The organism is Sphingobacterium sp. Lzh-3, assembly GCF_046764375.1.
Lineage (GTDB): Bacteria > Bacteroidota > Bacteroidia > Sphingobacteriales > Sphingobacteriaceae > Sphingobacterium.
The window spans coordinates 3,229,072-3,254,245 of sequence record NZ_CP177226.1; the positions used below are offsets into that span (position 1 = coordinate 3,229,072).

Sequence of the window (25,174 nt, forward strand, 5' to 3'; positions counted from 1 at the left end):
TCTATTTACTGTTTAAAGTTCGGTGAAAACTTGCTGTTTGTCCCAATAAAGAGAGCCCTAAGTATCCACGTAAATATAATTTATTATTTTTAATCCACACCTTGCAACTATAGGTATCTCCGCTTGGCGCATTATAGATTTTTCCGTCCGTATACTCTTTACCATTCCACCTTAAAGAAGTTAAACTTATAATGCCCACAATATTTCTCGTCCGAAGGTTTTTGTCGGGATTTTTCACATCTTTTCTGGAGGTCTTTCCATCGCTTTCCACAATTTGTTTTCCCCAGATATACTTACCCTGGTAGCTATCGTCACTGCGATAAATTTCTAAGATCACATCTTTCTTATCAGATTCCCAATTGCCTATTATTTCATTCTCAGTTTGCGCATAAGCATTGCCAAATATTCCCATCATCAACAGGAATAAGAGTTTAATCGTATTCATTTTACAGTATTTTGGTTATGGTTAATAAAAAGGATTTATTTCATTTGGCTCATTACTATTGTATCAAACAACTCGTCTCCTAAATAGATACGCATCCAGGGCATCATCACTGAAAATTTACCAACTTTGTACCGCGTTTTGGGTTTATTTGAATTGACGATTTTTATAATCACATCGGCAATGACTTTTGGTGAAGAGGAGCCGTTGCCTTTTGCAGCATTAGCCGTTCCTTTTCTGATCTTATCCATCATGCTTTTGTAGGCACTGTCTTTTGGTAATTGATCAAACTGATCTAATAGCACTGAACCAAATTCAGTTGCTATAAAGCCTGGCTCCAGCACGACAACTTTCACATCAAAAGGTTTTAATTCCAATCGCAAACAGTCACTCAGACCTTCTACTGCGTGTTTACTGGCGTGATACCATGCTCCCATTGGAAAATACATTTTTCCCCCCATCGAGGAGGTATTGATAATTGTTCCGGATTTTGCTCTCCGCATATGAGGTACTATTTTTTGTGTCATTGCAGCCATTCCAAAAACATTTACCTCCATCTGTTTTCTCGCCTCATCTAAGGGAACATCCTCAACAGAACCATAAAGTCCAAATCCTGCATTATTCCATAATACATCAATTTTTCCTTGTTCTGAAATTATGATATCGACGACCCTGTCGATATCACTTTCCTTTGTTACGTCCATTTGTATTGGATGTCCACCCAGCATTTTCAGATCCTGCATATTTTCAATGCGGCGAGCAACAGTGTAAACGATATGTCCTTGCTTGATAAGCGCCTTTGCGGATTCTTTACCCATTCCCGAACTTGCACCTGTTATAAGAATTACTTTTTTCATCTTCTCAACATTTAAAGTTTGATACTGCAAAGTTGGAAATACCTTAATCTCTTGTTTTATACAAATCCACGATTGTTAAATACATTTTACAGAAAACGAAAACTTCCTGTTTTTCCAAAGCCTTTTTGTCTCGCCTTCCTCTTCAGCTCGTTGAATTAGTTCTTTAATTTGCTCTTGGCTTTCAAATAGATTTTCCATACTTTCTTTGACGTGCCGTGTATTAAAATGGCTTACAACGGTTCAGGTATGGCCTAAGGCAGGGATTTTTAGGAAAAATGTTCATTCGAAGAACCAAAGTTGAACCTTGAACAAATGCCCGTTAGAATTACAAATATTGAGTTTATAACTGTCAGTCTCATTATTGCCAATACGATGTTGTATGCAATTTTAATTCTTCAATTAAATCAAAGGAATTTATGATAATGTTTTTAGCGCCAGATTCGTTAATAGTATTTAACAACGCGAAAAATGTTTCGGATGTTGAAGTGCCAAAGTCTACTGTGAAAAATCGTTGATTTTTCCGAAATGCTAGGTATAGATACATTATGTATAGCCTCAAGCAAATCTAATTCATTAGTAGATTCATCATTGTTCTCTTTCAAAGCTTTAGTAGTCCAACTTTTTCACCATTCAAACTCTGCAAATTTTGTATCCAAAATAAATTCAACTCCGTGCCAAAATATAGGGTGTAATTCTATATTTAATTTTTTATATACAAAATTTATAGGCTGATGATTTGAAAATGTATCTGGGTATAATTCTTCGACACCATAATTTCCATCTTTATTTGACAAAAAATCAGGTCTTGTTAAATTAAATAATAAGGTTTCTTCATCAGAACTTAATTTTAGTAATATTTCTTTCACACCATTACCTCTGTTTTCATAAAAGGAAATTAATTGATTGATGTAAGTATTTCTATGATGATTAATTATTTCTTCTAGAGTCATTTAGGGAAGTCTTTTTAAAACTGCATACAACAATTTGGGCTTTTGTCGTCATAGCTCGATTTCTAGTTCTTTTGCTAAATCTCTGACATACGCCTTATGTGATGATTTCGCTGGTGGAATGCTGTGGTAATAATCTTTAAATAATTCAGAACCTTTCGCTTTATCGTCAAACCATACAATTAGTGCTATGTCCAACTTTACTCTTGGTGTAGCGTCATACGGCAATTTTCCATTGTTAGAAATTATTTTATCTTTCGTTTCCAAACCTGAAAACCACTTAAATGCTATCGTTTCAATTCCTTCAATAATTTCTTGTGTGATTTTATTGTTGTCGTCCGTAATAGTCCACCAATAGTCTTGTCCTGTTAATAAGGCTCCAAGTCTAGCCCTGATTTGGCACTCATATTCCTTGTAATATTTTTTGTTTTCTGTCGGTGATTGAAATTTGTAAAGGCTTTCGATACATACGCCAAGATTAACAACAAACTTTCCGTATAAATTTTCCCGTAACCCCGGTATTTTATACCCCTGTCCAATGGGATATTGTCCACTTTGTAAATTGATTACCTGAATTATCCCATCGTCAAGCCGTCTGTTAAACGTCCTACCGTTCTTCTTAAAACCGAATGGTTTTAGTTTGGCATAAATATCTTTTTCAACTATGTCAAGATGAGTTTTAAAACCTGTCGGTATTGCTGATTGTTCAGTTTCACTTTTGGATCTGTCCTGTCGTTTAAAAATATCAAGTAGTCCCAATTTTATTCTTTCTGTTTGTTACGGAATGTCTGTTTAGCCTGATCACTAACTCTTAAATATACGCAATTTACCAAATTCGCAAATAGATTTTATGATTAGAACATGACTTATGATCCAAAAGTAACGATTAAAATAGCCTTACATACCGCATAGCTTTAAACTATGAACTGGTTGTACGTTTTTAAACATTGGGGAAGCACGTTAAATAGGTGCGATTCTTTTTATTCTGGCAGCTGGATTAGGTGTCGATGCAGCAATGGTGGTTATAATCATGCTATTGGTCGTAAGTCTCCTCTTCTCTATACCAACCCTAATTCCGACAACAATTCATACAACAAACTTGTACTGATTAAAGAATAATACTTGATATGAAAGGTTAATAATAAGTTTCTTTTATCGTTCGTATAAATTGAAATTTGATAAATACTAGCAGGATGAAAATATTAAAAATAGCAATTGCAGCTTCTATCGCTTTGGTTTCTTGTGATAGAATTGATCCAAGATTTTGTATAGTCAATAAAACAGATAAAAACGTTTGTGTTTACCTTACAAAGGATTCCTCCACCAATAATGCTAAACTATATTTTAGTGAATATGGTAAAGTCGATAAACAGTTGAGACAGTATTATTTTATTAAATCGAACGATTCAACCCACTTCGCTGTTATGGGCGATTGGGGCTCTCCCTCGAATTATAGGTTTAATGATGATAGAATGATATTTATCTTTTCAGTTGATTCTATAAAGTTAAAAACAGAAATGTTGGAGAAACATTCACAAACTGTTATTCGGAAATTTGAAATAGCTCAAAATACATTAATTGACAACAACTGGCATTTTGAAATCAAGTAGTACACTCGCTACCACATCGCAGGAGACTGTAACGTAAACTGTGTCAGAGGAATAAACTAAATCACCCTGTTGATCTATTGCAAAGCAAATACTTTTGGTAAAAAATCTATTGACCAATACATAGATGTAAAGGTCAGTCTTTCTGAATGAAATAAAGTTTTGCTGTTCGGGCTTAACTTTCCGCGTTCTTTCTCGCACGACATTTCCTAAGGTATCAATTAGTTTGAAATGTTTTTTTTGGGGTGAGCTCCAATGAAGTTTTGTAAAGATAGTGCTGCCGATGACATCATTCATTTCACATGTTCGCATATTTATGAAAAAAGAACATTGACTTATAACAAGCGACTTGGCGAAACAGCTCAACTTTCGTATCTTCGATACGGTTAGGCTACTTAGCCAACACGTAATCCACTACCAGCAAGGCTAAAATACAGAAAACTTAAACTATGAACTACAATTTTTTCGCTGGCAAAGCTGACAAATTGAAAATTCTTGACTTTATTTTCAGGAACACTGACTTGCAGGTTTACGACTCGTATTCACCATACGGGCAAGGGATTTGCCAATACAAAACTGTTAACGAAATATCATCAAAATTTGACCTTGAAAATGGAGACAAATTTGCTGTTGCTTTTCAACTTTGGACACCAAGACATAAAGGTAAACCCCTATTCAGAAAAATTGACCTTAACCCCAAATATTGTAAAGGCCACACTTTTCGGTATTCAACACAAGGTTGGGGACTTATTCAATTATATTTCGGTGGACTAAAAAACAGCGAACTCAATCAATCTCACATCGGACATTTTGATGAAAGCGGAGCATTGAAAAACGAAATCTCAACTACATTCAACGGAAAAGTAAATGCTTGGGACTGGACAGAAATTCAAGCGACATCAAGAAAATTAAAATATCAAATTCATACTAAACTGGCAACAAGAAGAATTGGAAGCGTCGGCATCTTATCGGGCGCAGAACAACTTGAAACACAGGGAATAAAGTTAATATAAAAAAAATAATTAAGCATTTAGTCCCTATAATTCTAGAAATTGTAGTACTTAATTTGAATCCATTGAAAACTCTATGCGATTGGATCACAAATACATATCATCACAAAGTTGGAAATATAAATTTTATTTTAAAGGTATACGTTTCGCCAATGTTTTTAAAGCGCCTTTATAGGAATCCAAACCGCCAAACAACGGTTTTCTAGTATCCGAAAACAATTGCTTTCCACTTGAATCATAAATGCTCATTTGCACCTTCGTATTATAATTTATTGTTGTAAATGAACTGTTGGATTGAACTACACTCCCCTTGTTTTTGTTGTCTTGATTTTTATTATTGTAAGTTGCTGTACCAGATCCGAAACTGGAAGAACCTTTATTTTCAATTTCATACGAGCCCAACACCACATAATCGACATCAAGAAGTTTCGCCAATTCATCCGGAACATGGTTAGCTATGTCCGCCAGGCCTATTCCAGCTTTAGTTAAGGCTGAATTTGTAGTTCGTGGATCTTGGATCTGAAAGGATAATGCTCGGGACCGCATCGCGTCTATACAAGCTTGTTGAATTTCCCTACGCATAGCATCTGTAGCCAATGCTTGATCGTTACTCACTATTTCAAATGGAATAACAGCTAGTCTATTCCCCTGGTCTTTTTGGCCTAAATTTGAATTGGCGAGTTCATTATTGACTTGAGAAGTCGAAAAGTTTTGAAAAGATTCTTCCCTGCCGTTCGCAAAAACAATCTTATTAATTGCTTTACGTTTTAATTCGTATTGTACTTCTTCTCCTGTATATGAAAACTTGATTACATCATCGCTAATAGAAACGACCTTTCCCTTTTTTTGGCTTCCGTCAGCAAGAAAAATGATATCTTCTTTTGTCTGCGCTAAAGCAATTGTTAAATGCGTTAGTAAAATTGAAAGAATCAGGGTAAATTTAAAAATAGCTTTCATCTAGTTTAATAATTAATAGGTTTTTATTTCAAGTACTCCAGTAATAATATATGTATTTAACAACGCTATATCGTAAATAGTTTTACTTTACCAGTCGAAAAATCCGCCATTTTGTCAAACTGCTTGTTATCTGTCGTTTCTTATCTTCGCAACGTTCTTATTCATCTTATGCCTAACGATATTTTTGAAAACAAACCTTTCAAAAGCATTCAATTTTTGTTGATGTTTTGCGTAGAATTCGTCAGGTGTATCGAATAAACCAAAATCCTGATTGATTCCTTTGTCCTGAATAAACGTATTGTTTAAATTCCAATCAATTGGTGGATTTTTAAAATTATCAGTGTAAGCGCCATAGCCACAAAAAGTAGTTTTACAATCGCTATTTTTCTCTTGTAGCTTGGCTAAATATATTTTGTCCAAAATCACACCTTCTAAAAAATACCATTGTTCATCGACCAATATTTCAACCCAACTATGCAGTATGTTTTTAGGCGAAAGTTTATACCAAATTCCCGTAATCGCTCCTTTTTGTAACGCTTTATCAATTGTAAATCCGTGAATACGATTCGGTATTTCCGTAGCTCTCAATAAAGCCATTAACAAGGTGGCTTTCGTGTTGCATTGTCCATACCCGTCTTTTAAAACAGCTGATGCTGAAATGTTATCCGAAAGATTATAACCGAATTTTATTTCATCTCTTACAAAATTATAAATGGCTTTTATCCTTGAAATCATATCAAGTTGATTCCATTCTCTCTCTTGAACTAATTTCTGAATCGAATCGTGAGAATAGTCAAGAATTTTAGTTTCTTTAAGGTAATTGTTCATATCGCTTTTTTACACTGCAAAGATGAAGAGTAACAACAAAACAAACTTGTATAAAGTGGCTATTTTAACGATGACAAAAATTTTGGCGTAAGTCCAAATGTCTCTTTGAATGTTCTGCTGTAATGAGAACTATCTGTAAATCCAAACTGATGTGCAGTTTCGGTAATCGAATGTTCTTTTAAGCAAGGTAATGACTTTATGAGTTTATTCCAAAGTTGGTATCGTCTGAAATTAAGATTGGTTTTCTCTTTGAAAAGATGTAAAAAACGTGTTTCGGAAAGAAAACAAATATTCGCAATTTCTTTAAGCGATACAATTCGGTCAAAATTTTGTTCTAAATATTGAATTGCTTTGTAAATTCTTTCGTCTTCAAAGTGATCTTTAAGTTCACATTTGCATCGGAAGTTTATGAAATAATTGTTAATCTTATCCGTCAAACTGATAAAATCAGAATCATTTTGTAAATAATCTGCAAAAATTTCTACAAGTTGTTCAAAGTCTTCATCCAAACTCGTAATCTTAATGTTTCTGTATTTGTTATATAACTGATGACCAATACTGCTAATCGGGTTTATAAGAATAATCAACGAAGTTTCACTACTTTTAAATTGGTGTAGTACATTACTGTTAATGAAACAAGTTGAGTGAAAATTTTGGTTATCTTTCTCGTCTGTGATTTTAAATTTTCCCTGTGAAGCAACACTGATTTGCAAAGCAAAATGTTTATGCGAAACGTTGTCGTTAAACTGTCCAATGAACACCCCCATTGTTCTTTCGATATGTATTTTATTTTGAGTGGTGTCGTTCATTGAAATGGCAGGTAACAATTGTATTTGCGAATTGACGGATAAATTGGGCTAAAAGTTCAATTCAGAAGTAACGTAGTCGGTGTGTTTCCACAGAAGCTAAATTATTAAAAAAAAGCTGAATGTGGAAACACATTTGGCGGAGTAAAAAGCACAAAAGTAGAAGTTTTTCCTACTCGACTTCTTCGGTCAAAACTATCTTCGAAATCATTGTATTGGGTCCTTTTGAGGTATTCACTTTTAACTTTAATACCCCATCGTTGGAATCTTCGCGCATCACATGCAATTTGATCCACTGCCCTTCTTTGTCGTGTCGGCCCAGGGCATACGGCCGCCCTTCAAATTCAATATCTGCCTGACGTCCCAAGTTGTTCCAGTCATGGAAAAAGATGTAAAAAGTACCGATCATGCCCTGTGGCACATGCATGGTCACTTCCATTTGTTTGCCCTGCCAGGCTGAAGAAACCTCGTCTTTCCAGACTCCCTCTGCTTTTACGTCATAGGTTATCGATTTACTGGCTTCACTCAAATCCATGACAGGGGACCAATCGACATTTCGGTCAGTAGCTTGGGATTTTTTGCCGGCTTCAACATACAATAGCGAATGATTAAATGCTTTAGGAACAACGCTTTTTAAAGGCTCTACAAAGACAAACATTTTACGCAGTGAATCCAAATTCGGTTCATAATCTGGTGCAAAGTCATCCGAAACCATATACTTTTCAAGACTTGCTTTCAACTGCTGGCTTACTGGATTTTTCTCATCTCGTATATTAAAACCAGTTACCAATAATTTGCCTTTTCCAACCTTTAATTCAAAAATAGAAGCCAGCTTGTTGTTGCGATGAAAATCGTCTATAGGCTGTGCTATAGGCCTATATATCGCCGGAAAATTATTGATATAAAAACCTTTTGCACCTTTGTAGATGGCTTGCCATTGCCAGTTGCTGTGTGCATCTGTTGGAAATTCCTTAAATGCCGGATGTTTGTCGCGCAGTAATAGGCCTATCGTATTGATGCTCTGCCCCGGAAAAAAAGTAAGTGACCAATATAAGGGGTAGAAGCTGATCATATCTGCCGTTTTCACATTGCCCAGATCAGAAGCGTCCAACAGCACCTTCCCCCCCGCTTGTAAAACTTGCTCTGCCTTAGCGTCAAACCGCTCCGTTATGTAGACCTCTTTTTCATGAACATTGATCGGTGGATATACCCAGATCTCCCAGCGATTTTTGTTGGTTCGATCTTTCAATCCAACCTCTACAGTGAGCTTTGTAGCTATTTTGACCTTGGAAAAATCACTGGTAAAGGATCCTATAATTTCTGAGCTCCCAGCCAGAAAAGTTTGGTTCGTAAAATCACCAGCGGATAACACATTTGCCGTCTCATCATAAATCTTCCAGTACACCTGATCTTGGAAATCAGCCTTACCGTAATGGGCAACCTGCACTTTGGCCTGGAAAGGCTCGTCTGTTTTCCATACAAATTTTGGCAGGCGCAACAGCATGACTGTGGTATCATGATGCATCTTGAATTTTTCCGGAGTAGTAATCCCTTTGCTATCATAAAAAGCATCGAGCCAACCTATGAGTGCCTCCCCTTGGCCTTGATAGTCCTGCATACTCAACAGTTGTATACCTGCCGCTGAAGGTGTTCGAAGAAAGGACTCTATCTCATTTTTATACATCAGCTGGTTGAGCGCGCCAGAAGCCTGCACAAATGCTTCATTTTGTGATTCGAGGTTATTTTTTCGGGCTTGTTCGCGAAAAAGTTCAAGGTTTCTGGCTTTCAGTACGCCAGTGTATTTTTTTATTTCATCCCATCTTGGATATACGGGCCATTGCCCGATTTCATGTGCGATAACGGGGATATTGGATTGACTATACACCTTTTCAAAGTCCCAATCCGTTGTCGCACCTCGTAGCCCTCGGGTCCCTCCTAATTTGTCAATATAATGTGTTGCGATAAACTGATCCAATGCTGTTATCTTCCGTGCTGAAGAAACAGCATATAATCTTCTTGAATCTTTTGCTTTATAGGGTTTCAGCCAGGATTCCATGACATCAAAGTCCGAATTCCCCAATTCATTGCCGATAGCCATTGTTGTAAAAGAAGCATGGTTTCCATAACTGGCCAACATGGTAGCAATCTCTTTTTGTGCAAATGAATCTGCAGAAGCATTATAGCCCAGACCTTTCGGCCTGCCCTTGGTGTTCATCTCTTCACGCCCCGGATTGTCAACTGCCATCCACCAATCCAACCAAATGACTTCAGGCTGTAGATAAAGTCCTATTCGATCTGCGGCAACAAATGCTGCTTCTGGTGGACACCAGGAATGAAAACGCACATGGTTCAATCCATAAGCTTTATAGATACGAAAGATCCGTTCCCATTCTTCAACATTCATCGCCGGATAACCGGTTAATGGAAAATGGACGCAGTCTAAATTTCCCCGCAGAAAAACGGGGCGTTTGTTTACTAAAATCTTCGATTTGGAAGCGCTGATTTCACGAAAACCTACTTCAATTTCCCTCACTTCCAATTCGCGATCCTTATCATCCAGTAGCCTCAGCGTTAATGTATAAAGATTCGGATTGATATCGTCCCACAATTGAACTACATCAGGTACATTTTCAGTAAAATCTATGTACTGTTTTGCTGATGATAAGGTAAACTTCCGTTTTCCATGAAATAGCTCATTCCCACTCTTACGTTCCCGTAAGGAATAGGTTAGCGTTACGGAGCTTTTCTTTCCACTATTATTCTGTAAAGTATCCTTGAGCTGAAAAGCCTTGGGTGCAATTGATGTGAAAACTTGCGGGTTAAAAAAATGGATTGGATTCTTTGCTATTAATTCAATTTTCCCCACAATACCATTCCAGATGCTCTGTGTGTACTCTGTATATGCGTGACCTTTATCGCCGATATTATAGATCATGTCATTATTGATACGAATTGTCAGCCTATGTTTGCCCGGGCTAAGTGTACCGAGCGCATACAGATGTGGCGAGTTTAAAGCATCCTGAGGAGCAAACTGTCTTCCATCAACGAAAAGCATAGATTGCCACATCACCCGCTCCAGGTTCAAAAATATCTGTTTGCCCTTCCAATCAGCCGGCACCGTAATTTCCCGCTGGTACCAAGCGGGGCCATAGTATTTATATGTTCGGGTTAGAATACCGAAGTCCGAGCCATTTGTTGCTGTCCCATATTTTGCTTCGTCCGTTGTACCCGGTAAATGTATTGTCTGTCCAAGATCACGTTCAAACCACTTTTCGTCAAGTCCCCGGTTTTTCTCGTCCAGACTAAAGCGCCAGATTCCGTCCAACATATGTTTGTTCTGTGCAAACGAGTAAGATGAGATCATCCAGATGAGAAATCCAAGAGGTAAGGATAACAGCTTCATAAATAATGTAACATTAAAATAATTCTTCAAAGAAACTCGTATTCAGGTTATCTAAGATGTAGAAAAATAGTAAAAACATGTAAAATATGCTTTTTCTAATTTTTTATCTAAAAAAGAATACAGCGACAAATGCCGCTATATTTAGAAAAAACACCATAATAACATCTGCTGCTACCAAATTTTACAACTTTCTATTCAAAAAATGGCTACAAATAGAAACGGTCGAACAGTATCATCCTCTGATCTGTTCAGCTAACCATTTACGACTTCTCCTCCATTGGGATGTAAAACTTGACCGCTCATGAAATGTGAATCTTCGCTAGCTAGAAATAGAAAGCTTGGCGCAATTTCATTAGGCATTCCTGCCCTGTTCATTGGAGAGTCGCTTCCAAATTCGGCGTTCTTTTTAGGACCAAAAGATGATGCTATCAATGGTGTCCATACCGGACCTGGAGCAACAGCATTGACCCGAATTCCTTTAGCTATGAGATTTGCTGACAAGCTCCGTGTAAACGAAATTATTGCACCTTTTGTTGCAGAATAATCGATCAACTTTGGGCTGCCTCGATAAGCAGTCACCGAGGATGTATTAATTATGCTTGCTCCTTTCTTAAGGTACAGTATGGCATACTTTGTAACCCAGAAATAGGAAAAGAAATTATTCTGAAAAGTCTTGATTAACTGTTCAGTGGAAATTTTTTCAATTGATTCTGTTTCCCAGTGAAGCCCCGCATTATTAACAATAATATCAATTTTCTTATGCGTTTTTATTGCAATTTCAATGACTTTTTTACAGTGATTTTCTTTTCCCAAATCACCTTTAATCAGCGTACATTTTCGAGAGAAGGATTCAACCTCTTTTTTGGTTTGTTTTGCATCTTTTGTTTCACTAAGATAGGCTATAACAATATCAGCTCCCTCCTTCGCAAATAACAGAGCTACAGCTTTGCCGATACCGCTATCTCCGCCGGTAATTAACGCTACCTTATTTTTTAATTTTCCTTCTGCAGGATACTTTAGTGGAGACGTGTCAGGAACTGGTACCATATTTATTTCCAATCCCGGTCGCTTTTGCTTTTGCAGCGGTCGAATCTTTTTAGTTGCTTCTTTTTTCATGCTACTTCTTGTTAATAATTATAAACCATTTCTGATTTCCAGTCCTACTTCTATTCGCCTGTTAAACAAATAGTCCTTCGTTAGAAGGACTATTTGTTGTATATCAAGAAGGCACCTTTCTTGATTTTTCTCTTTCCCAAACACGGTGGCCTTTCATTACCGCTATGAAATCGGCTGTTAAATTGTCCTTGCTTTCGAAAATAACGCCTTTATCTTTTTTAATAAATGACCTTTCAGCTAAGCCTTCAGCATCTTTTGCAAATGCAAGGGCCTTACAGTGTCGGTACCCTTCATTGATAAAATGGAGATAATCGGCATTTTGCGCAAGAGTCTTTACCGATTCGCCTGCTGGTGTGAAGAATGCATCGTAACACACTGAGGCCTCTGTAAGATAGGAATGTTGGATATCTTCTTCTGCCCCTTCCATGAACCGGATCTTTCCGACATGAGATGCAATTAACACGGCCTGCGCTCCTTCGCTTTCAAGTGCCGTTTTCATTTTATCTATGGAAGATTTACTAGCCCCATTATCAACAAGGAAAGCGACCTTCCTACTCTTGATTGTACCCGCGCCGTCTTTTACTTTCATACTCAAAGCAGCAGACTTGTCAACTTCTGGTTTGACTGGTTTAAGAGGATATTGAGGATGGTTCTGCCGTGCGAATTTGAGTGTCAATGGATCAAGTTCTTTTGGCGGGGTAAGCCCTAGGTTTGTACCGACATTTTTTGCTAATCCCTGGTCTATCTGGTTCAAAATAGCCAGTTCTCGCTTTCGTATATTGACATCATTTACTTTCGAAAGCTCAAAACTCAGGGCGTTGATCATGTGATCCTGTTCTTCTGGGCTTTGTGAATTAAAAAATAGTCTTGCTTGTGTAAAGTGGTCTGCGAAGGAATCTGAGCGGGCTCTAATTTTCGAGCCATCGATCAGTTGCTTGTGGGATTCAAATCCTACCCCATCATTGAGCATCGCATGATAAGGACAACCCACAGCTTTACTATTAGGGAAATAGCTCACGGCACCTTTAGGAATCTCAGACCGCGCAAAACCATCTTTTTGGTTATTATGTTTGCCGGTCACGGGACGATTGATAGGAAGCTCATGGAAATTCGGACCACCTAATCGATAATTTTGGGTATCCATATATGAAAATATCCGACCTTGCAAAAGCGGATCATCCGAAACATCTATACCTGGCACTAACCTTCCGGGGTCGAAAGCGGCTTGTTCGGTCTCTGCAAAAAAATTCTCTGGGTTGCGATTTAGTGTCATGGTTCCGATAATCTGAACAGGCACGAGTTCCTCTGGAATAATCTTTGTCGCATCAAGAATGTCAAACGAGTATTTAAATTCATCGGCCTCAGGAATCAATTGGACGCCGAGGTCCCACTGCGGAAAATCGCCCCTTTCAATAGCTTCATAAAGATCTCTCCGATGAAAATCAGCATCAAATCCTGAGATTTTTTGAGCTTCGTTCCATGCGACTGAATGGACTCCTAATCTCGGTTTCCAATGAAATTTAACGAATGTGCCTTTTCCTTGGGCATTCACAAATTTAAACGTATGGACACCAAAACCTTCCATCATCCTTAAACTTCGGGGTATTGCACGATCGGACATCGTCCACATGATCATATGTGCAGATTCGGGCATCAATGATACAAAATCCCAAAAGGTATCATGTGCAGATGCCGCCTGCGGTATTTCGTTGTTCGGCTCTGGTTTTACCGCGTGGATGAGATCTGGAAAATTCATCGCGTCCTGAATAAAAAAAACTGGAATATTGTTACCCACAAGATCATAATTGCCTTCTTCGGTATAAAATTTAACAGAGAAACCGCGTACATCTCTAGCAAGGTCGGTAGAGCCTTTGAAACCTGCTACTGTGGAAAATCTAGTAAAAAGAGGCGTTACTGTTCCTTTTTTTAAAAATGCTGCGCTTGTATATTGAGATAGGTCAGCAGTCGCTTCGAAAATTCCATGGGCTCCTGATCCACGCGCATGAACGACACGTTCTGGTATACGTTCGCGGTCAAAATGCATCAGCTTATCAAAATAAATATGATCCTGTTGTAATGATGGCCCCCGCTCACCCGCCTTTAATGTATTGTTGTTGTCGGAAATAGGCACGCCATCATTGGTGGTCATAATCTGCTCGGAATTGTCCACTAAATGCTGATCTATCTCAGCAGTTTTTAAATTCTTTTCTTTTTTCATATCCAATACTGTTCTGGTTTGATCCATCAGGTGAACAAAACCAAAGTGTGAAAGGTTTGGCAGGTATTTACATTTGCCAGAATTACCACCATTTCTAACGTTATGGGCTTGAAAATGATGTTTTTGATAGCTTGTCCGAAGGGCTTATATGTGATTATTCTGGTTGAATAATTACAAAGTGCACAAACTCAAATTCATTTTTTATATCCTCACGAATCCGGCGTATCGCCTCGGTGATATCCTCTGTTTCAAGATGATCTTCAAAATCAATAATAAGCATCAATACAACGTACTCTGGCGATTGATAAGTGGATAGTATGTTTTTAGTTTTTATAACAGCTGAATCCTTTTCGGCAAGCTGGGCGATTTTCAATCTTGTTTCTGAAGCAATTCCCTCTCCCATTAATAAGCTTCTGCTTTCTCTAGCCAATATAAAGGATACGAAAACCAACAACAAGCCTACGATTACTGAAGCTAGGCCATCTAATTCAGGAATCTGCAAGTAATGACTTAGTCCCATGAGTACCATAACGATTATTAACCCTGCCACAGCTGCACCATCTTCAAAGACCACAAGGAAACTGGAAGGATCTTTACTCTTAATAATTGCATCCCACCAACCCATGCCATTGCGGGTTTTATTGAATTCTTTTAAAGCAATAAAAAAAGAAGTTCCTTCAAAAATTAAGGAGAGTATGAGTACAATATAATTCCAAAAAGGATCGCTCATAAATTCGGGTTTCATGATATGAGCTATACCCTGGTAAATAGATAATGCACCACCAAGCCCAAAAATCAGAATGGAAACAACAAAAGACCAAAAGTATAGTTCTTTACCATAACCAAAAGGATGAGACTGGTCGGGTGGCCTCTTACTTCTTTTCAAGCCATAAAGTATGAGCAATTGATTTGCAGTATCTACCGTTGAGTGAATACCTTCTGAGATCATGGAGGAACTATTTGTAAATGCTCCCGCGATGAATTTAGTTAATGCAATTAATAGATTCGCCGCGAGTGCACTGTATATTGATTTTTTATTACTGGTTTTTAATTCCGGATTATCCATGGAGGTTTAAATGCATTTATTTGGTATATTTTTCAATTACTTTTTTGAGATCAATACCTTTACCAAGGACAGGCTTAAAAATATCACCTTCGCTATTCATCCTTTCTATGGCATTCAACAGATGAAAATCACTTATTTTCAACCCCTTCTTAACTTCATCCCAATGAAGCGGCATAGATACCGTTGCTCCGGGTTTAGGACGGACAGCATAGGCCGCAGCAATGGTTGCATGGGGTCTATTCTGTAAAAAATCCAGATACATTTTTCCTTTCCGATCCTTAATGGACCGTTCTAAACTGGTGAACTTGGGCAACTCATTATGTACTAATGTGACAATCACCCTGGCAAATTCCTTGGACTGATCATAAGTGTATTTCCCCCCAAGCGGAATATAGATGTGAAGGCCAGTAGAACCGCTGGTCTTACAATAACTTGGAACGCCCATATCATCTAGGATGCTCTTCGTTACCTGTGCTGCCTCAACGACCTGATTAAAGGAATTTTTATCCGGGTCTAAATCGATAATACAGAATGATGGGTTTTCGGGCTTTTTGACCGTACTACTCCAAGGGTTCATCTCAATGCAGCCAAGATTGACCATGTAGAGCAGTGTCGCTTCATCTTTTCCGACCAGATAATGCTTATCCTTGTTATCTGTATCGCTATGGTAAAGATAGGTCTCCGCCCAGTCCGGAGCAGTATCCGTTACGTTTTTGAAATAGAAACCTTCACCTTCAATACCATCGGGAAATCTGTTCATGCTTTGGGGACGGTCTTTTAAATAAGGCAATATAAATGGAGCTGCCTGATAATAATAGTTGATAAGATCTCTTTTTGTTATTCCCTCTTTTGGCCAAAAGATCTTATCAAGGTTCGTGAATTTTAACTCATGCCCATTTATCTTTTTGACCTGCGTATTATCTTTCGGATTCAATAGCGTTTTACGCTCACCTTTACTTCGTGGAGCAATTATTTTATCTTCCATGTCATTAAATATTTCTGCTATAGGAGCTGCCTCCTCCAAAATAACTTTCTTCGGACTTTTGTCCTCGCGCATTCCATCAAAAGAAGGATGCCGCATCACGCCATCACTTGTCAATTCCGTAAAACTAACCTCACAGACGAGATCGGGTTTGAGCCAGGTCACCGTGGCGTGTGGTGGATTGGGTCTAAAGCGTGATGGTTTGTTTACATCTGGTTCTTCCATAAAAGGCGTTTTAGAAATGATCAGCGGTTTAAAAAGCTGCATCATCTGCTTCTGTAGTTTTTCATTGAAACCTGTACCGACTTTACCTGTATAGACTAATTTTTTTCGGTCATAGACACCTACAAGAATACTACTGAATAATTTACTGGAGTCATCATTCAGCGTGTATCCCCCGATCACGACCTCCTGTCTTTTATTCGCCTTGATCTTTAGCCAGTCCTTTGAACGGTTATGGACATGGTATATACTATCTTTTCGTTTGGCCATAATTCCTTCAAGGCCCAATTTCCTGGCTTCTTCAAGGAACTGGGTTCCCGAAGTTTCAAAATGTTCACTGACTAGAATGCTTTTCCGTTCTGGTAAGATTTCCTTTAATATAGTTTTACGTTCAAGCAGCGTAAGATCTTTTAAATCTTGCCCATTGTACCAGAGGATATCAAATACGTAATAAACCAGATCGCCATCTGCTTCACTGCGCCAGTTTTGTAAAGAGCCGAAATTGGCCTTTCCGTTTTCACCAAGCACCACTACTTCCCCATCCAATATGGCATTTAATCCAAGCTCCTTTAAATTGTCATAAATGGGATAGAATTTTTCATTAAAGCTTTTATCGTTGCGGGACTTCAATTCCACTTCCCCTTTGTTTATGAAAGCTACCGCCCGATACCCATCCCATTTTACTTCATAGATCCAGTCATCATCATCAAAAGGCTTAGCGACCAATGTGGCAAGCATGGGCTCAATGTGGGAATAGAATTTTTGCTTTGGTGTATTTTTCAATAAATCTTGAAGATCTGTTTTCTTCGAAGATTTATTTTTAGGAACTGCATCAAGTTGATCATTGATAAGCTCAGATGCTTTGGCTTTTACAGAGCGTTTATCTTTAACGGTACTGTCTTTTTTAATGATAGGTTCTCCATATACATGATCTGGAGATTGCTCCATCTGCGCAATGGATTTGCCAGATAGCACCGATTTATCTTTCGTCGTTATGTCTTTTTCACTGGCATATTTATCATCCAGTTTCATCAGCAGCCAGCCGTTATCTCCCCTGCCCTGGGCTTTAACAAGAGCAAATTCGCCTTTGAGTTTTTTGCCATTGAGTTTGAATTTTAGCTTACCAGAATACAGCTGATGTAAAAGTTCTTTTTCCTGTTTGGGAATATCCTTAAAATCTCCTCCAGCAGGTTCATAGGTTCCTTCGTCCCAGACAATAACTGTACCGCCGCCATACTGCCCTTTTGGGATGATTCCTTCAAAATTCCGATAATCATAGGGATGGTCCTCAACCATCATGGCAAGACGTTTTACACCTGGATCGACTGAAGGCCCCTTAGGTACCGCCCAGCTTTTCAGAACACCATCCATTTCAAGACGAAAGTCATAATGCAGGTGTGAAGCATCGTGTTTCTGAACCACAAAGCGTAATTCTGTTCCACTTGGTTTCCCGCCAAAGGGTTCCGGTGTTTTCTCTTCGGCACGCTTTTGCCGATATTTAGCTAATCCCGTAACTGTATCTTTAGGTGATCTGTTTCTAGCTGTTTTTCCCTTTTTTGATTTATTATCGGCCATGATCGGTATTTTAAAAATTAATATATTGGTAAATAATAAAATGCATATTACGCTACCAGTTAATTCGATTTTGATATAGCACAAAACTCAATATGAAATGGTTTTCTCTGATTTAGCAAATTGCTTTTTATGGCCTGATAAATATTAATGTGAACAATATTGGAGTGCGAAAGGTTTCGCTAACAGGATTGTACCAAACCTTAGAAGAGAATATCGCTTTCGTTTTTATTTGATAACAGTTAAATATATTTTATTGAACTAAAGTGGTTTGGGCTGGGTTAACTATGAAAGCGGCAACTAGCGAAAAACTCGCCGCTGCTTTTGAAAAGCATACCAAGGAAACTCAGAAACATATAGAAACTCTTGAACAGGTATTTGAGCAATTGGGAAAAAAAGCTTTTGCTAAAAAATGTGACGCTATGCAGGGTCTGCTTGATGAAGCCGATTCGATCATTTCTGACACAGAAAAGGATACTTTTACCAGAGATGCAGGCCTCATCCTTGCAGCACAGAAAGTAGAACACTACGAGATCGCCACTTACGGTACTCTTCGCACATTTGCAGAAACGATGGGACACGACGATGTAGCTTCACTGCTCCAAAAAACCTTAGACAATGAGAAGGATACCGACGAAGCACTAACGGGGATAGCAGGCGGTTTTGTTAACGACAAGGCTGCCCAAGAATAGTTGAAATACAGCAAAAACCTTGGCCACCGGCTAAAGGCTTTTTACGAAAACAATGCGAGGTATATAGTTGTTATTTATATTCTCAACTATATTAAGTAAAAATACATGTATGAAGGTTGGACTTGATAATCCGACCTTCATTAATTTTAACAAAAGCCGAAAATTAGACTTCCAAAAATGAACCGCCTTTAAGACTCGTCTTTAGTGTTCTTCACAAGACTTATTCCTGATGAGAAGAAAATAAGAGCCAAAATGCCGACTACCGCCAAATTCGTATAGGCATTACTTATCATGATCAGTTCATAGCCGGTATAGATTAGTCCTACAATCCCCAATACTGTGAGAATAGTTCCAAATATTCTTTTTACGTTCATGATTAATATATTATATTTTTGAATCCTTTTTGCCTGAAAATTTTTCTATCTTACCCTCAAGCTCCTGCTTTTTATTACTGATATAACACGTCTCAAAAACAAATAGATTGCTTTTGCAAAATAAATTATTGGATCGCCAAAAAAACAAAAATGGCATACGACTGTTAGCATTATCGCAGATCAAAATTTCAAAATTTATGATCTGAGATAAGATCACTATAACTTTAACTTTCAATTTGTAAGATTATGAATGGTATTATTTTTCATGGTACTGAGATTCATTATGGCGGCATAGCTGAGTTCTTATTCAGCCCTGAAATTGGTTATAATGCGATGCCAGCAATTATTGAATTCCTTGGAGGAGAAAAAGCCTACGCAGAAATTATCCACGCTCTTCCTTCAGAGATCACGATTATAGTGGGTGAACATTCAACTGATAAGGAAGAGAAGGTCCCCCAGGAAACCTGGCTACTTCGCTATGATAAAAAAGAGGACAATTGGAAAATAATCGAAAAGTTGCAACCGGGATGAACCCTCGTCGGAGTGCAATTATGTTCAGTTGATGACCATACAATTTCCGCAAAGGAATTATTATTTTGAAAGTATACGAAAGAAAGGCTGACCTTAAAAAGCCAGCCTTTTTGCAAAAATCAAACTAAACTGAAACGTTAGCGCTTGTTTTATTTATTGGTATTGTCAATTTAACCGGTAGACCTTAAGCTGTTTTTGCAGCTTTTTTCTTACCATATGGATTCGAGTTTTTATTGTACCTTCTGGTATATCAAAATAGGATGCAATTTCATGGTATTTATAGCCATCTAAAAACAAACGGAAAATTTCATAGTTTTCCGACGTTAAGCTGTTCATCGCTCGTTCGATATCTTCGGCCATAAACTTATTGATGCCTTTGTTGAGTTCTGTTGTATTTGTACTTTCCAAGACCACATATTGATCTTGAATTTCGGTGGTACGCTTTGCTTTTCTATACTTATTGATGTAAGTATGTTTCATAATTACATATAACCAGCTCATCAGCTTCGGATGCTGAACAAAACTGTCTATGGACTTCAATGCGCGTATCCACGTTTCTTGGATCAGGTCTTCCTTTTCATCCGGATCAGCAGTAAATTTGGCAGCAAAATGATGAAGTAAACTTCTTTTTTCGTTGATGAGTACATTTAAATTGTGGTTGTTCATAACTTATCCTCTTTCTTTGTTCAACTGATTGTTTAAAATGATTATACAAGAAAAGGATAACAAGAAGAGTGCTAATTTTGAGGGCCAATTTGCATGTAAAATAAATAGCATTGTTAGCGGTAAAAATACGTTGTCCTTATTTACAAAGCTTATTAAGCAAATTTTAGTGGATTTTTGCGCTTAATTTTAAATACAGATAAAAAAATAAGCAAATAATAAAAAAAGACAATAGGGTATTTATATATGGGAAATGTTATAAATACGTTTATTCTAAAGTGTTATTTGCAAACCAGTTTGGTAGCCGGTCGCTGAAAACTGTACACCTTATTAATAACTAACAACTAACGATTGATAACGAACAATTAAAGTTTAAATTTTATCCATTCAAACCATAATCCATCGAAGGCTGTTCTACTGAAAAAACAAATATATTATGGGAAATTTATTATATATCATCGCTGTTATTTTAGTCATTATTTGGGCGTTTAGTTTCTTTGGAGGTTATGCTACAGGGAATATAATTCACGTTTTATTAGTTATCGCCATTATTGTCGTTCTGTTACGTGTCATCCGAGGGGCAGCTTAACGCGATATAAAAATCTGATGCATGGTATATAAAAATTTTTATATACCATGCATCTAGATAGAAATATAGACCTGATCAAGGGTCAGTCACTTGTGGATATTATAGCTATTTTTTCAATTTGCGGGCCTTGAAGCACGATCTGAACTAATATTTCATCCTTACGCGTATAGCGGTGGTTAATTTTCGCTACAACATCTTCCAACAGCGTAAGCGAATCTATTCAAATATTCTTATAACGAAATATCTTTTTCCATTCTGCGATTGTATATAGAACAATACAGGAGCCTTACAACATGTTGCGGAATTCAGGAACGACTGTTTCTATCCATTCCTCTTCCATGTACTTTGCAACTTCATTATAATTATCCTCATTAGGGGATACCATTGAAAAATTCTGGTGCCAGTCCCCTTCCAAATCCATATGCTGATAAATATAAAATATATCCCTATTCGATAGCTTGAGGAAGTAACTTGTTAATTCATCTTCTTTAATTTCAGTAATGTGCAATGAATCCTTTTCAAGCTCTTTATAAATTAGTTTATTCCAATTTCTCCATCCATCAAATTCAGGAGCATCAGTGTATATAAAATTTGTTGAACCGAAAAGCAGGTATAATCCGTCCAAATCGAACACAATTTTAAGTCCATAATTTCCTTGTTCAAAATTGTAAAAAATATTTTTCAGATTTCTTGTCATATTATTTATTTTCTAAAGCTACACGTAAATGTTGGCTAAATGTTCAAGTTGTCGTCCAATTTAAGCCAGTTTTGAGCATTCATCTATTGTAAAGATCGTTTGATTATTTGAGATAATAGCTATTCATTTTATTCGAAAACCTGCTAAAATTCGAACTTCTATCGATGCCTAGAAAATCTAAACACTAAACTCAGTATCTCGATTCGCTCATCAACTTTGGGCTTATCGATGATTTGGTTAGGCTGCTCGTAGGTAAACGTTAATAGCAAACTGATCAGGACAATTAATTCATATATACGAAAATAGAATTTTGCGTTAAATCTGGTATACTTCCCAAACCATGCCACCCAATACCAATTTGACAAGAGTGCCATCTTCAACCAAGGTATGTAGCACCTCATTTAATTCCGACTCCCCCAATTTAACTATTCCATATGCTTTATTGGTTAAAATAAATTCACGCATTTTCCATAAAGAAAACTTTATAGGATATCCATTGATTGGCATAAAATCAAATTCACATATAACACCATATTTCTCTAAACGGCATCCCGCACCGTGAAACTGATATTTGAAGTCACCAATATGCCCCGAACGATTCCTGCTGCTCTTTTGTTCAAATTCTTCCATATTTGGAGAAAACTGATATTTGAAGTCATCAATAAAAGCAACATAATCATTTAATTTCTTTCTGATAATTAGAATAATCATTTTATATCAAGATACAAAATAGATATGTAAATTAGCTAGTGAGCTATACATTAATAAAATAGGATTTTCTCGGTTCGTAAGTCATTTGCTCGATAAAGGTAACCTTACCCTGTTTAGGAAGGTTTCATGGAGCTTTAACAAGGTCTGCGCGATATCAATACCTTGCCGTATTGGTCTCTGCTTTTTATCGGATTAGATTGTATTTTCAGCTAAAAAATCACATCGTTCAAGCATAGAAAACGCTAAATTAGTACCGATATTTATAATTAATATCAGGAAGAATCGAGTTGCATTAATAATTAATATGAATAATCAAATAAAGTTTGATCAATTATCAGCAATAATGGATGTCTTGAAGTTGGCTGAAAAATTAAAATTTGAATTGCGACATAGTTGGTTGTCCAATGGGCGCCAGGAAAGTGTTGCCGAACATACATGGCGGATGTCTCTGATGGCTATATTAATTGAGCCACTTTTAGATGAGAAGGTTGATCTTGCTCGTTTGCTAAAGATGATCATTATTCATGATCTTGTGGAGGCAGAAGCTGGTGATGTATCTGTTTTAGATCAGATTCGCAATCCAGAAATCAAGAACATTAAACAACAAAATGAAGAAAAGGCTATCCTTAATATTAGAGATATGCTTGCAACCAGCAGTGGCCTAGAGATATATGATCTTTTCTATGAATTTGAGGAGAAAAAGACCTTTGAAGCAAAAGTAGCCAATGCTATTGATAAATTGGAAGTGCAGCTACAGCATAACCACGCTGATATATCCACTTGGGAAGAAATTGAGTATGACTTGTCTTTTGTAATTGGTAAACATGTACAATTCGATCAGACCTTTATTCTATCAAAGGATCTTATAGAGAAACAGGCATCAGAAAAACTGAAAGAGGCTGGATGGAACGTCGAAGAAATTCGTAATCGTGCAATATCGACTTTTAGTTAAGAGAGTATCTAACATAAAAGAATAAGTATTATCACTTGTTAAAGCAACAATACTTAGACCGTATATATAAAATACAATTTTAGTTTTAGCAATATTTAGTCATCAGGAGCAATAAAATGATCAAAAGATGTCACAAATTCAGACTCTTCTCCCCGCGCTACGGCTTTTTACGGAAGGATTTCTTGAGCAAAATCTTTTGTTCAAAAATATGGTCGCTTATCCGTCAGGACTTGTACAAATTAGATATCTTACTAAAAAAGTGGAATAACAATAATCAAGTTATGTAATACAAAAAAGGTCAATTTTTGTAATTGACCTAAATCCCCTGTTCTCTCAAGAAAGAATAATAGATGTATCAAAGACATTAATATTTCTTACATTGGTAGCTATAAATGAAACCAAAGGAAGATACATATCTTAGCTACAAGATTTCTGCTCGCAAAGAGTTTGAAGCAGTATTCTCTCATTTCTATTATGCTGAAAACAAGTCTGAACATACCATAACCAAAACCCTTCTCCCTTCTTTTCAAACCATTATGGTTTTTAATTTTGGAACTCAGGCATTTTTGGTTTCCAAGCAAAAAACAAAAATTGAAGTTGACAAATGTATTGTTTTGGGCCCTATTAAATCAGCATTTGAATACAGCCTTCCCCCCGATTCCAATATCTTAGTTGCAAATTTCAAGGGTGATGCATTTTATCGCTTTTTTGGCAGAGCATTATTATCTAATCATTTACCTGTTCATCCCGATGAAGTAATGGAAGAAAATTGTTTTACCCATTTATGGTTTCAATTAAATAGTATTGATTCCACAGAAGAAAAGGTAGACCATATTCTTAACTTCTGCAAATCCTATCTCAATCAGCAAAATACCACTTCTCATCTCTTGGCTAACTTCAGATCGGATACTATGAACTCCATCAAATCCATTGCTGAAGAAACTAAACAGACCGAAAGAAACATCCAATTGATCCATAAAAGGCACTTTGGCTTCAGTGCAAAGGAGGTGAACCGATATCATCGTTTTTCTAAAGCCATTGAATTGATTCAGAAGACAGATCTTTCTAAGGAAAAAGTCAACTGGTTTGAAATTATTGACCAATGTGGTTATTATGATCAAAGCCAGCTTATTCACGACTTTAAACATTTCATTAATCTTTCGCCTAAGAATTACCTAAAATTCCAGCAGGATATTTGTCGGGCTGGTGAATAACCAGTTTCGTTTTCTTACAATTTTTCAGCTGTTCCCTATCTTACTTTTGTAGTGTTCAATCAATTAAAAGTAACAATATGAAACACCTTATTATTTACGTCCACCCCAATCAGGAAAGTCTGAATGCTCAATTTAAACAAGCTATTGAAAACGTTATAAAACAACAGAAGCATAAAGTGATTACCAGAGACCTGTACCACCTAGGATTTGATCCGGTATTATCTCTGGAAGATATAAACGGGCAACGAAAAGGCTACGTTAATGAACTTATCAGACGAGAACAAGAGTATATTTCCTGGGCAGATGTGGTCACCTTTATCTATCCGATTTGGTGGACCGGCATGCCAGCCATTATGAAAGGGTATATCGACAGAGTATTCAGCTATGGATTTGCCTACCGCTATGATCAGGGAATTCAAAAAGGATTATTAGCCGGAAAACAGGCTATAATTCTCAATACACACGGAAAATCCCACGAAGAATATACCTCGATCGGTATGGATAAAGCATTAATACTGACTTCTGATAAAGGTATCTATGCCTACTGTGGTTTTCAGGTCAAAGAGCACTTCTTTTTTGATAAAGCTGACCGGGCCAGTCCTGAAGTCGTTAAAATGTGGCTCGCAGCAATCAGGGATGTATATATGGGTATGAATTCTCAACTTTCTAATCATTAAAACTGATCTTATCAAAAAATTAATCATAAGCCTCGCTGTAT

At 37.1% G+C, this 25,174-nt stretch carries 22 protein-coding genes and 1 pseudogene; 8 read left to right on the forward strand and 15 right to left on the reverse strand.

Annotated elements, in window-relative coordinates:
• Position 1: 1 nt before the first annotated feature.
• From ACLCDV_RS13490 to ACLCDV_RS13505, 4 genes are all read right to left on the reverse strand, one after another.
• Entirely contained in the window at positions 2 to 445 is a 444-nt protein-coding gene (locus tag ACLCDV_RS13490) for a DUF2147 domain-containing protein (protein ID WP_411971381.1), read from the reverse strand.
• 35 nt (positions 446 to 480) lie between these two features.
• On the reverse strand, positions 481 to 1,299 hold the full coding sequence (locus tag ACLCDV_RS13495; RefSeq protein ID WP_411971382.1) for an oxidoreductase: 819 nt from the start codon (positions 1,297 to 1,299) through the stop codon (positions 481 to 483).
• A gap of 623 nt (positions 1,300 to 1,922) precedes the next feature.
• Positions 1,923 to 2,249, reverse strand: a complete 327-nt coding sequence (locus ACLCDV_RS13500; RefSeq protein ID WP_411971383.1) for a hypothetical protein — start codon at positions 2,247 to 2,249, stop codon at positions 1,923 to 1,925.
• 48 nt (positions 2,250 to 2,297) lie between these two features.
• Positions 2,298 to 3,005: a DUF4304 domain-containing protein gene (locus tag ACLCDV_RS13505; RefSeq protein WP_411971384.1), complete on the reverse strand. Its 708-nt coding sequence runs from the start codon at positions 3,003 to 3,005 to the stop codon at positions 2,298 to 2,300.
• A gap of 434 nt (positions 3,006 to 3,439) precedes the next feature.
• On the opposite strand from ACLCDV_RS13505, the gene ACLCDV_RS13510 reads away from it, so the two are divergent.
• Both ACLCDV_RS13510 and ACLCDV_RS13515 read left to right on the forward strand, forming a co-directional pair.
• Positions 3,440 to 3,856: a hypothetical protein gene (locus ACLCDV_RS13510; RefSeq protein ID WP_411971385.1), complete on the forward strand. Its 417-nt coding sequence runs from the start codon at positions 3,440 to 3,442 to the stop codon at positions 3,854 to 3,856.
• A gap of 446 nt (positions 3,857 to 4,302) precedes the next feature.
• Positions 4,303 to 4,866, forward strand: coding sequence for a hypothetical protein (locus ACLCDV_RS13515; RefSeq protein WP_411971386.1), 564 nt, complete (start codon positions 4,303 to 4,305; stop codon positions 4,864 to 4,866).
• A gap of 123 nt (positions 4,867 to 4,989) precedes the next feature.
• On the opposite strand, the gene ACLCDV_RS13520 is transcribed toward ACLCDV_RS13515, so the two are convergent.
• The 8 genes from ACLCDV_RS13520 to ligD all read right to left on the reverse strand — a co-directional run bounded on the left by ACLCDV_RS13520 (position 4,990) and on the right by ligD (position 18,036).
• Complete coding sequence (locus ACLCDV_RS13520; protein ID WP_317666573.1) at positions 4,990 to 5,820, reverse strand: hypothetical protein; 831 nt, start codon at positions 5,818 to 5,820, stop codon at positions 4,990 to 4,992.
• A 126-nt stretch (positions 5,821 to 5,946) separates the two neighbouring features.
• Positions 5,947 to 6,648, reverse strand: a complete 702-nt coding sequence (locus ACLCDV_RS13525) for a transglutaminase-like domain-containing protein (RefSeq protein ID WP_411971387.1) — start codon at positions 6,646 to 6,648, stop codon at positions 5,947 to 5,949.
• A 59-nt stretch (positions 6,649 to 6,707) separates the two neighbouring features.
• Positions 6,708 to 7,457 (reverse strand): helix-turn-helix domain-containing protein, encoded by a 750-nt coding sequence (locus tag ACLCDV_RS13530; protein WP_411971388.1) that lies wholly within the window; start codon positions 7,455 to 7,457, stop codon positions 6,708 to 6,710.
• 169 nt (positions 7,458 to 7,626) lie between these two features.
• Complete coding sequence (locus tag ACLCDV_RS13535; protein ID WP_411971389.1) at positions 7,627 to 10,857, reverse strand: sugar-binding domain-containing protein; 3,231 nt, start codon at positions 10,855 to 10,857, stop codon at positions 7,627 to 7,629.
• A 252-nt stretch (positions 10,858 to 11,109) separates the two neighbouring features.
• Positions 11,110 to 11,973 (reverse strand): SDR family oxidoreductase, encoded by an 864-nt coding sequence (locus ACLCDV_RS13540; protein WP_411971390.1) that lies wholly within the window; start codon positions 11,971 to 11,973, stop codon positions 11,110 to 11,112.
• A 103-nt stretch (positions 11,974 to 12,076) separates the two neighbouring features.
• Complete coding sequence (locus ACLCDV_RS13545; protein WP_411971391.1) at positions 12,077 to 14,191, reverse strand: catalase; 2,115 nt, start codon at positions 14,189 to 14,191, stop codon at positions 12,077 to 12,079.
• 154 nt (positions 14,192 to 14,345) lie between these two features.
• Positions 14,346 to 15,257, reverse strand: coding sequence for a cation diffusion facilitator family transporter (locus ACLCDV_RS13550; RefSeq protein ID WP_317666570.1), 912 nt, complete (start codon positions 15,255 to 15,257; stop codon positions 14,346 to 14,348).
• Between the two features lie 16 nt (positions 15,258 to 15,273).
• Positions 15,274 to 18,036 (reverse strand): DNA ligase D, encoded by a 2,763-nt coding sequence (ligD, locus tag ACLCDV_RS13555; RefSeq protein WP_411971392.1) that lies wholly within the window; start codon positions 18,034 to 18,036, stop codon positions 15,274 to 15,276.
• Positions 18,037 to 18,323: 287 nt separating this feature from the next.
• On the opposite strand from ligD, the pseudogene ACLCDV_RS13560 reads away from it, so the two are divergent.
• Together ACLCDV_RS13560 and ACLCDV_RS13565 are read left to right on the forward strand one after the other, a co-directional pair.
• Positions 18,324 to 18,725: pseudogene (locus tag ACLCDV_RS13560) on the forward strand (ferritin-like domain-containing protein); the annotation flags it as partial.
• Positions 18,726 to 19,345: 620 nt separating this feature from the next.
• A complete protein-coding gene (locus ACLCDV_RS13565) occupies positions 19,346 to 19,630 on the forward strand; it encodes a hypothetical protein (protein ID WP_411971393.1) in 285 nt (94 codons plus the stop codon).
• Positions 19,631 to 19,795: 165 nt separating this feature from the next.
• Here ACLCDV_RS13565 and ACLCDV_RS13570 read toward each other — a convergent pair whose 3' ends face one another.
• Positions 19,796 to 20,296, reverse strand: coding sequence for an RNA polymerase sigma factor (locus ACLCDV_RS13570; RefSeq protein ID WP_411971394.1), 501 nt, complete (start codon positions 20,294 to 20,296; stop codon positions 19,796 to 19,798).
• Positions 20,297 to 20,729: 433 nt separating this feature from the next.
• Here ACLCDV_RS13570 and ACLCDV_RS13575 point away from each other — a divergent pair, with 433 nt between their 5' ends.
• Complete coding sequence (locus ACLCDV_RS13575; protein WP_120333750.1) at positions 20,730 to 20,882, forward strand: lmo0937 family membrane protein; 153 nt, start codon at positions 20,730 to 20,732, stop codon at positions 20,880 to 20,882.
• Positions 20,883 to 21,168: 286 nt separating this feature from the next.
• Here the strand turns inward: ACLCDV_RS13575 and ACLCDV_RS13580 are convergent, their stop codons facing one another.
• Both ACLCDV_RS13580 and ACLCDV_RS13585 read right to left on the reverse strand, forming a co-directional pair.
• Positions 21,169 to 21,579 (reverse strand): hypothetical protein, encoded by a 411-nt coding sequence (locus ACLCDV_RS13580; RefSeq protein ID WP_317666566.1) that lies wholly within the window; start codon positions 21,577 to 21,579, stop codon positions 21,169 to 21,171.
• Positions 21,580 to 21,894: 315 nt separating this feature from the next.
• Entirely contained in the window at positions 21,895 to 22,290 is a 396-nt protein-coding gene (locus tag ACLCDV_RS13585; protein WP_411971395.1) for a DUF6896 domain-containing protein, read from the reverse strand.
• 304 nt (positions 22,291 to 22,594) lie between these two features.
• Here ACLCDV_RS13585 and ACLCDV_RS13590 point away from each other — a divergent pair, with 304 nt between their 5' ends.
• The 3 genes from ACLCDV_RS13590 (at position 22,595) to ACLCDV_RS13600 (ending at position 25,133) form a co-directional block, all read left to right on the forward strand.
• On the forward strand, positions 22,595 to 23,242 hold the full coding sequence (locus ACLCDV_RS13590; protein ID WP_411971396.1) for an HD domain-containing protein: 648 nt from the start codon (positions 22,595 to 22,597) through the stop codon (positions 23,240 to 23,242).
• Between the two features lie 392 nt (positions 23,243 to 23,634).
• Entirely contained in the window at positions 23,635 to 24,456 is an 822-nt protein-coding gene (locus tag ACLCDV_RS13595) for a helix-turn-helix domain-containing protein (protein ID WP_411971397.1), read from the forward strand.
• 77 nt (positions 24,457 to 24,533) lie between these two features.
• Positions 24,534 to 25,133 (forward strand): NAD(P)H-dependent oxidoreductase, encoded by a 600-nt coding sequence (locus ACLCDV_RS13600; RefSeq protein WP_411971398.1) that lies wholly within the window; start codon positions 24,534 to 24,536, stop codon positions 25,131 to 25,133.
• Positions 25,134 to 25,174 lie beyond the last annotated feature (41 nt).

Excerpts from the sequence above, each read along its gene's own strand:
- ACLCDV_RS13490 (WP_411971381.1), bottom strand. The coding sequence starts at position 445 with ATGAATACGATTAAACTCTTATTCCTGTTGATGATGGGAATATTTGGC.
- ACLCDV_RS13495 (WP_411971382.1), bottom strand. The coding sequence starts at position 1,299 with ATGAAAAAAGTAATTCTTATAACAGGTGCAAGTTCGGGAATGGGTAAA.
- ACLCDV_RS13500 (WP_411971383.1), bottom strand. The coding sequence starts at position 2,249 with ATGACTCTAGAAGAAATAATTAATCATCATAGAAATACTTACATCAAT.
- ACLCDV_RS13510 (WP_411971385.1), top strand. The coding sequence starts at position 3,440 with ATGAAAATATTAAAAATAGCAATTGCAGCTTCTATCGCTTTGGTTTCT.
- ACLCDV_RS13515 (WP_411971386.1), top strand. The coding sequence starts at position 4,303 with ATGAACTACAATTTTTTCGCTGGCAAAGCTGACAAATTGAAAATTCTT.
- ACLCDV_RS13520 (WP_317666573.1), bottom strand. The coding sequence starts at position 5,820 with ATGAAAGCTATTTTTAAATTTACCCTGATTCTTTCAATTTTACTAACG.
- ACLCDV_RS13525 (WP_411971387.1), bottom strand. The coding sequence starts at position 6,648 with ATGAACAATTACCTTAAAGAAACTAAAATTCTTGACTATTCTCACGAT.
- ACLCDV_RS13530 (WP_411971388.1), bottom strand. The coding sequence starts at position 7,457 with ATGAACGACACCACTCAAAATAAAATACATATCGAAAGAACAATGGGG.
- ACLCDV_RS13535 (WP_411971389.1), bottom strand. The coding sequence starts at position 10,857 with ATGAAGCTGTTATCCTTACCTCTTGGATTTCTCATCTGGATGATCTCA.
- ACLCDV_RS13540 (WP_411971390.1), bottom strand. The coding sequence starts at position 11,973 with ATGAAAAAAGAAGCAACTAAAAAGATTCGACCGCTGCAAAAGCAAAAG.
- ACLCDV_RS13545 (WP_411971391.1), bottom strand. The coding sequence starts at position 14,191 with ATGAAAAAAGAAAAGAATTTAAAAACTGCTGAGATAGATCAGCATTTA.
- ACLCDV_RS13550 (WP_317666570.1), bottom strand. The coding sequence starts at position 15,257 with ATGGATAATCCGGAATTAAAAACCAGTAATAAAAAATCAATATACAGT.
- ligD (WP_411971392.1), bottom strand. The coding sequence starts at position 18,036 with ATGGCCGATAATAAATCAAAAAAGGGAAAAACAGCTAGAAACAGATCA.
- ACLCDV_RS13565 (WP_411971393.1), top strand. The coding sequence starts at position 19,346 with ATGAATGGTATTATTTTTCATGGTACTGAGATTCATTATGGCGGCATA.
- ACLCDV_RS13570 (WP_411971394.1), bottom strand. The coding sequence starts at position 20,296 with ATGAACAACCACAATTTAAATGTACTCATCAACGAAAAAAGAAGTTTA.
- ACLCDV_RS13575 (WP_120333750.1), top strand. The coding sequence starts at position 20,730 with ATGGGAAATTTATTATATATCATCGCTGTTATTTTAGTCATTATTTGG.
- ACLCDV_RS13580 (WP_317666566.1), bottom strand. The coding sequence starts at position 21,579 with ATGACAAGAAATCTGAAAAATATTTTTTACAATTTTGAACAAGGAAAT.
- ACLCDV_RS13585 (WP_411971395.1), bottom strand. The coding sequence starts at position 22,290 with ATGATTATTCTAATTATCAGAAAGAAATTAAATGATTATGTTGCTTTT.
- ACLCDV_RS13590 (WP_411971396.1), top strand. The coding sequence starts at position 22,595 with ATGAATAATCAAATAAAGTTTGATCAATTATCAGCAATAATGGATGTC.
- ACLCDV_RS13595 (WP_411971397.1), top strand. The coding sequence starts at position 23,635 with ATGAAACCAAAGGAAGATACATATCTTAGCTACAAGATTTCTGCTCGC.
- ACLCDV_RS13600 (WP_411971398.1), top strand. The coding sequence starts at position 24,534 with ATGAAACACCTTATTATTTACGTCCACCCCAATCAGGAAAGTCTGAAT.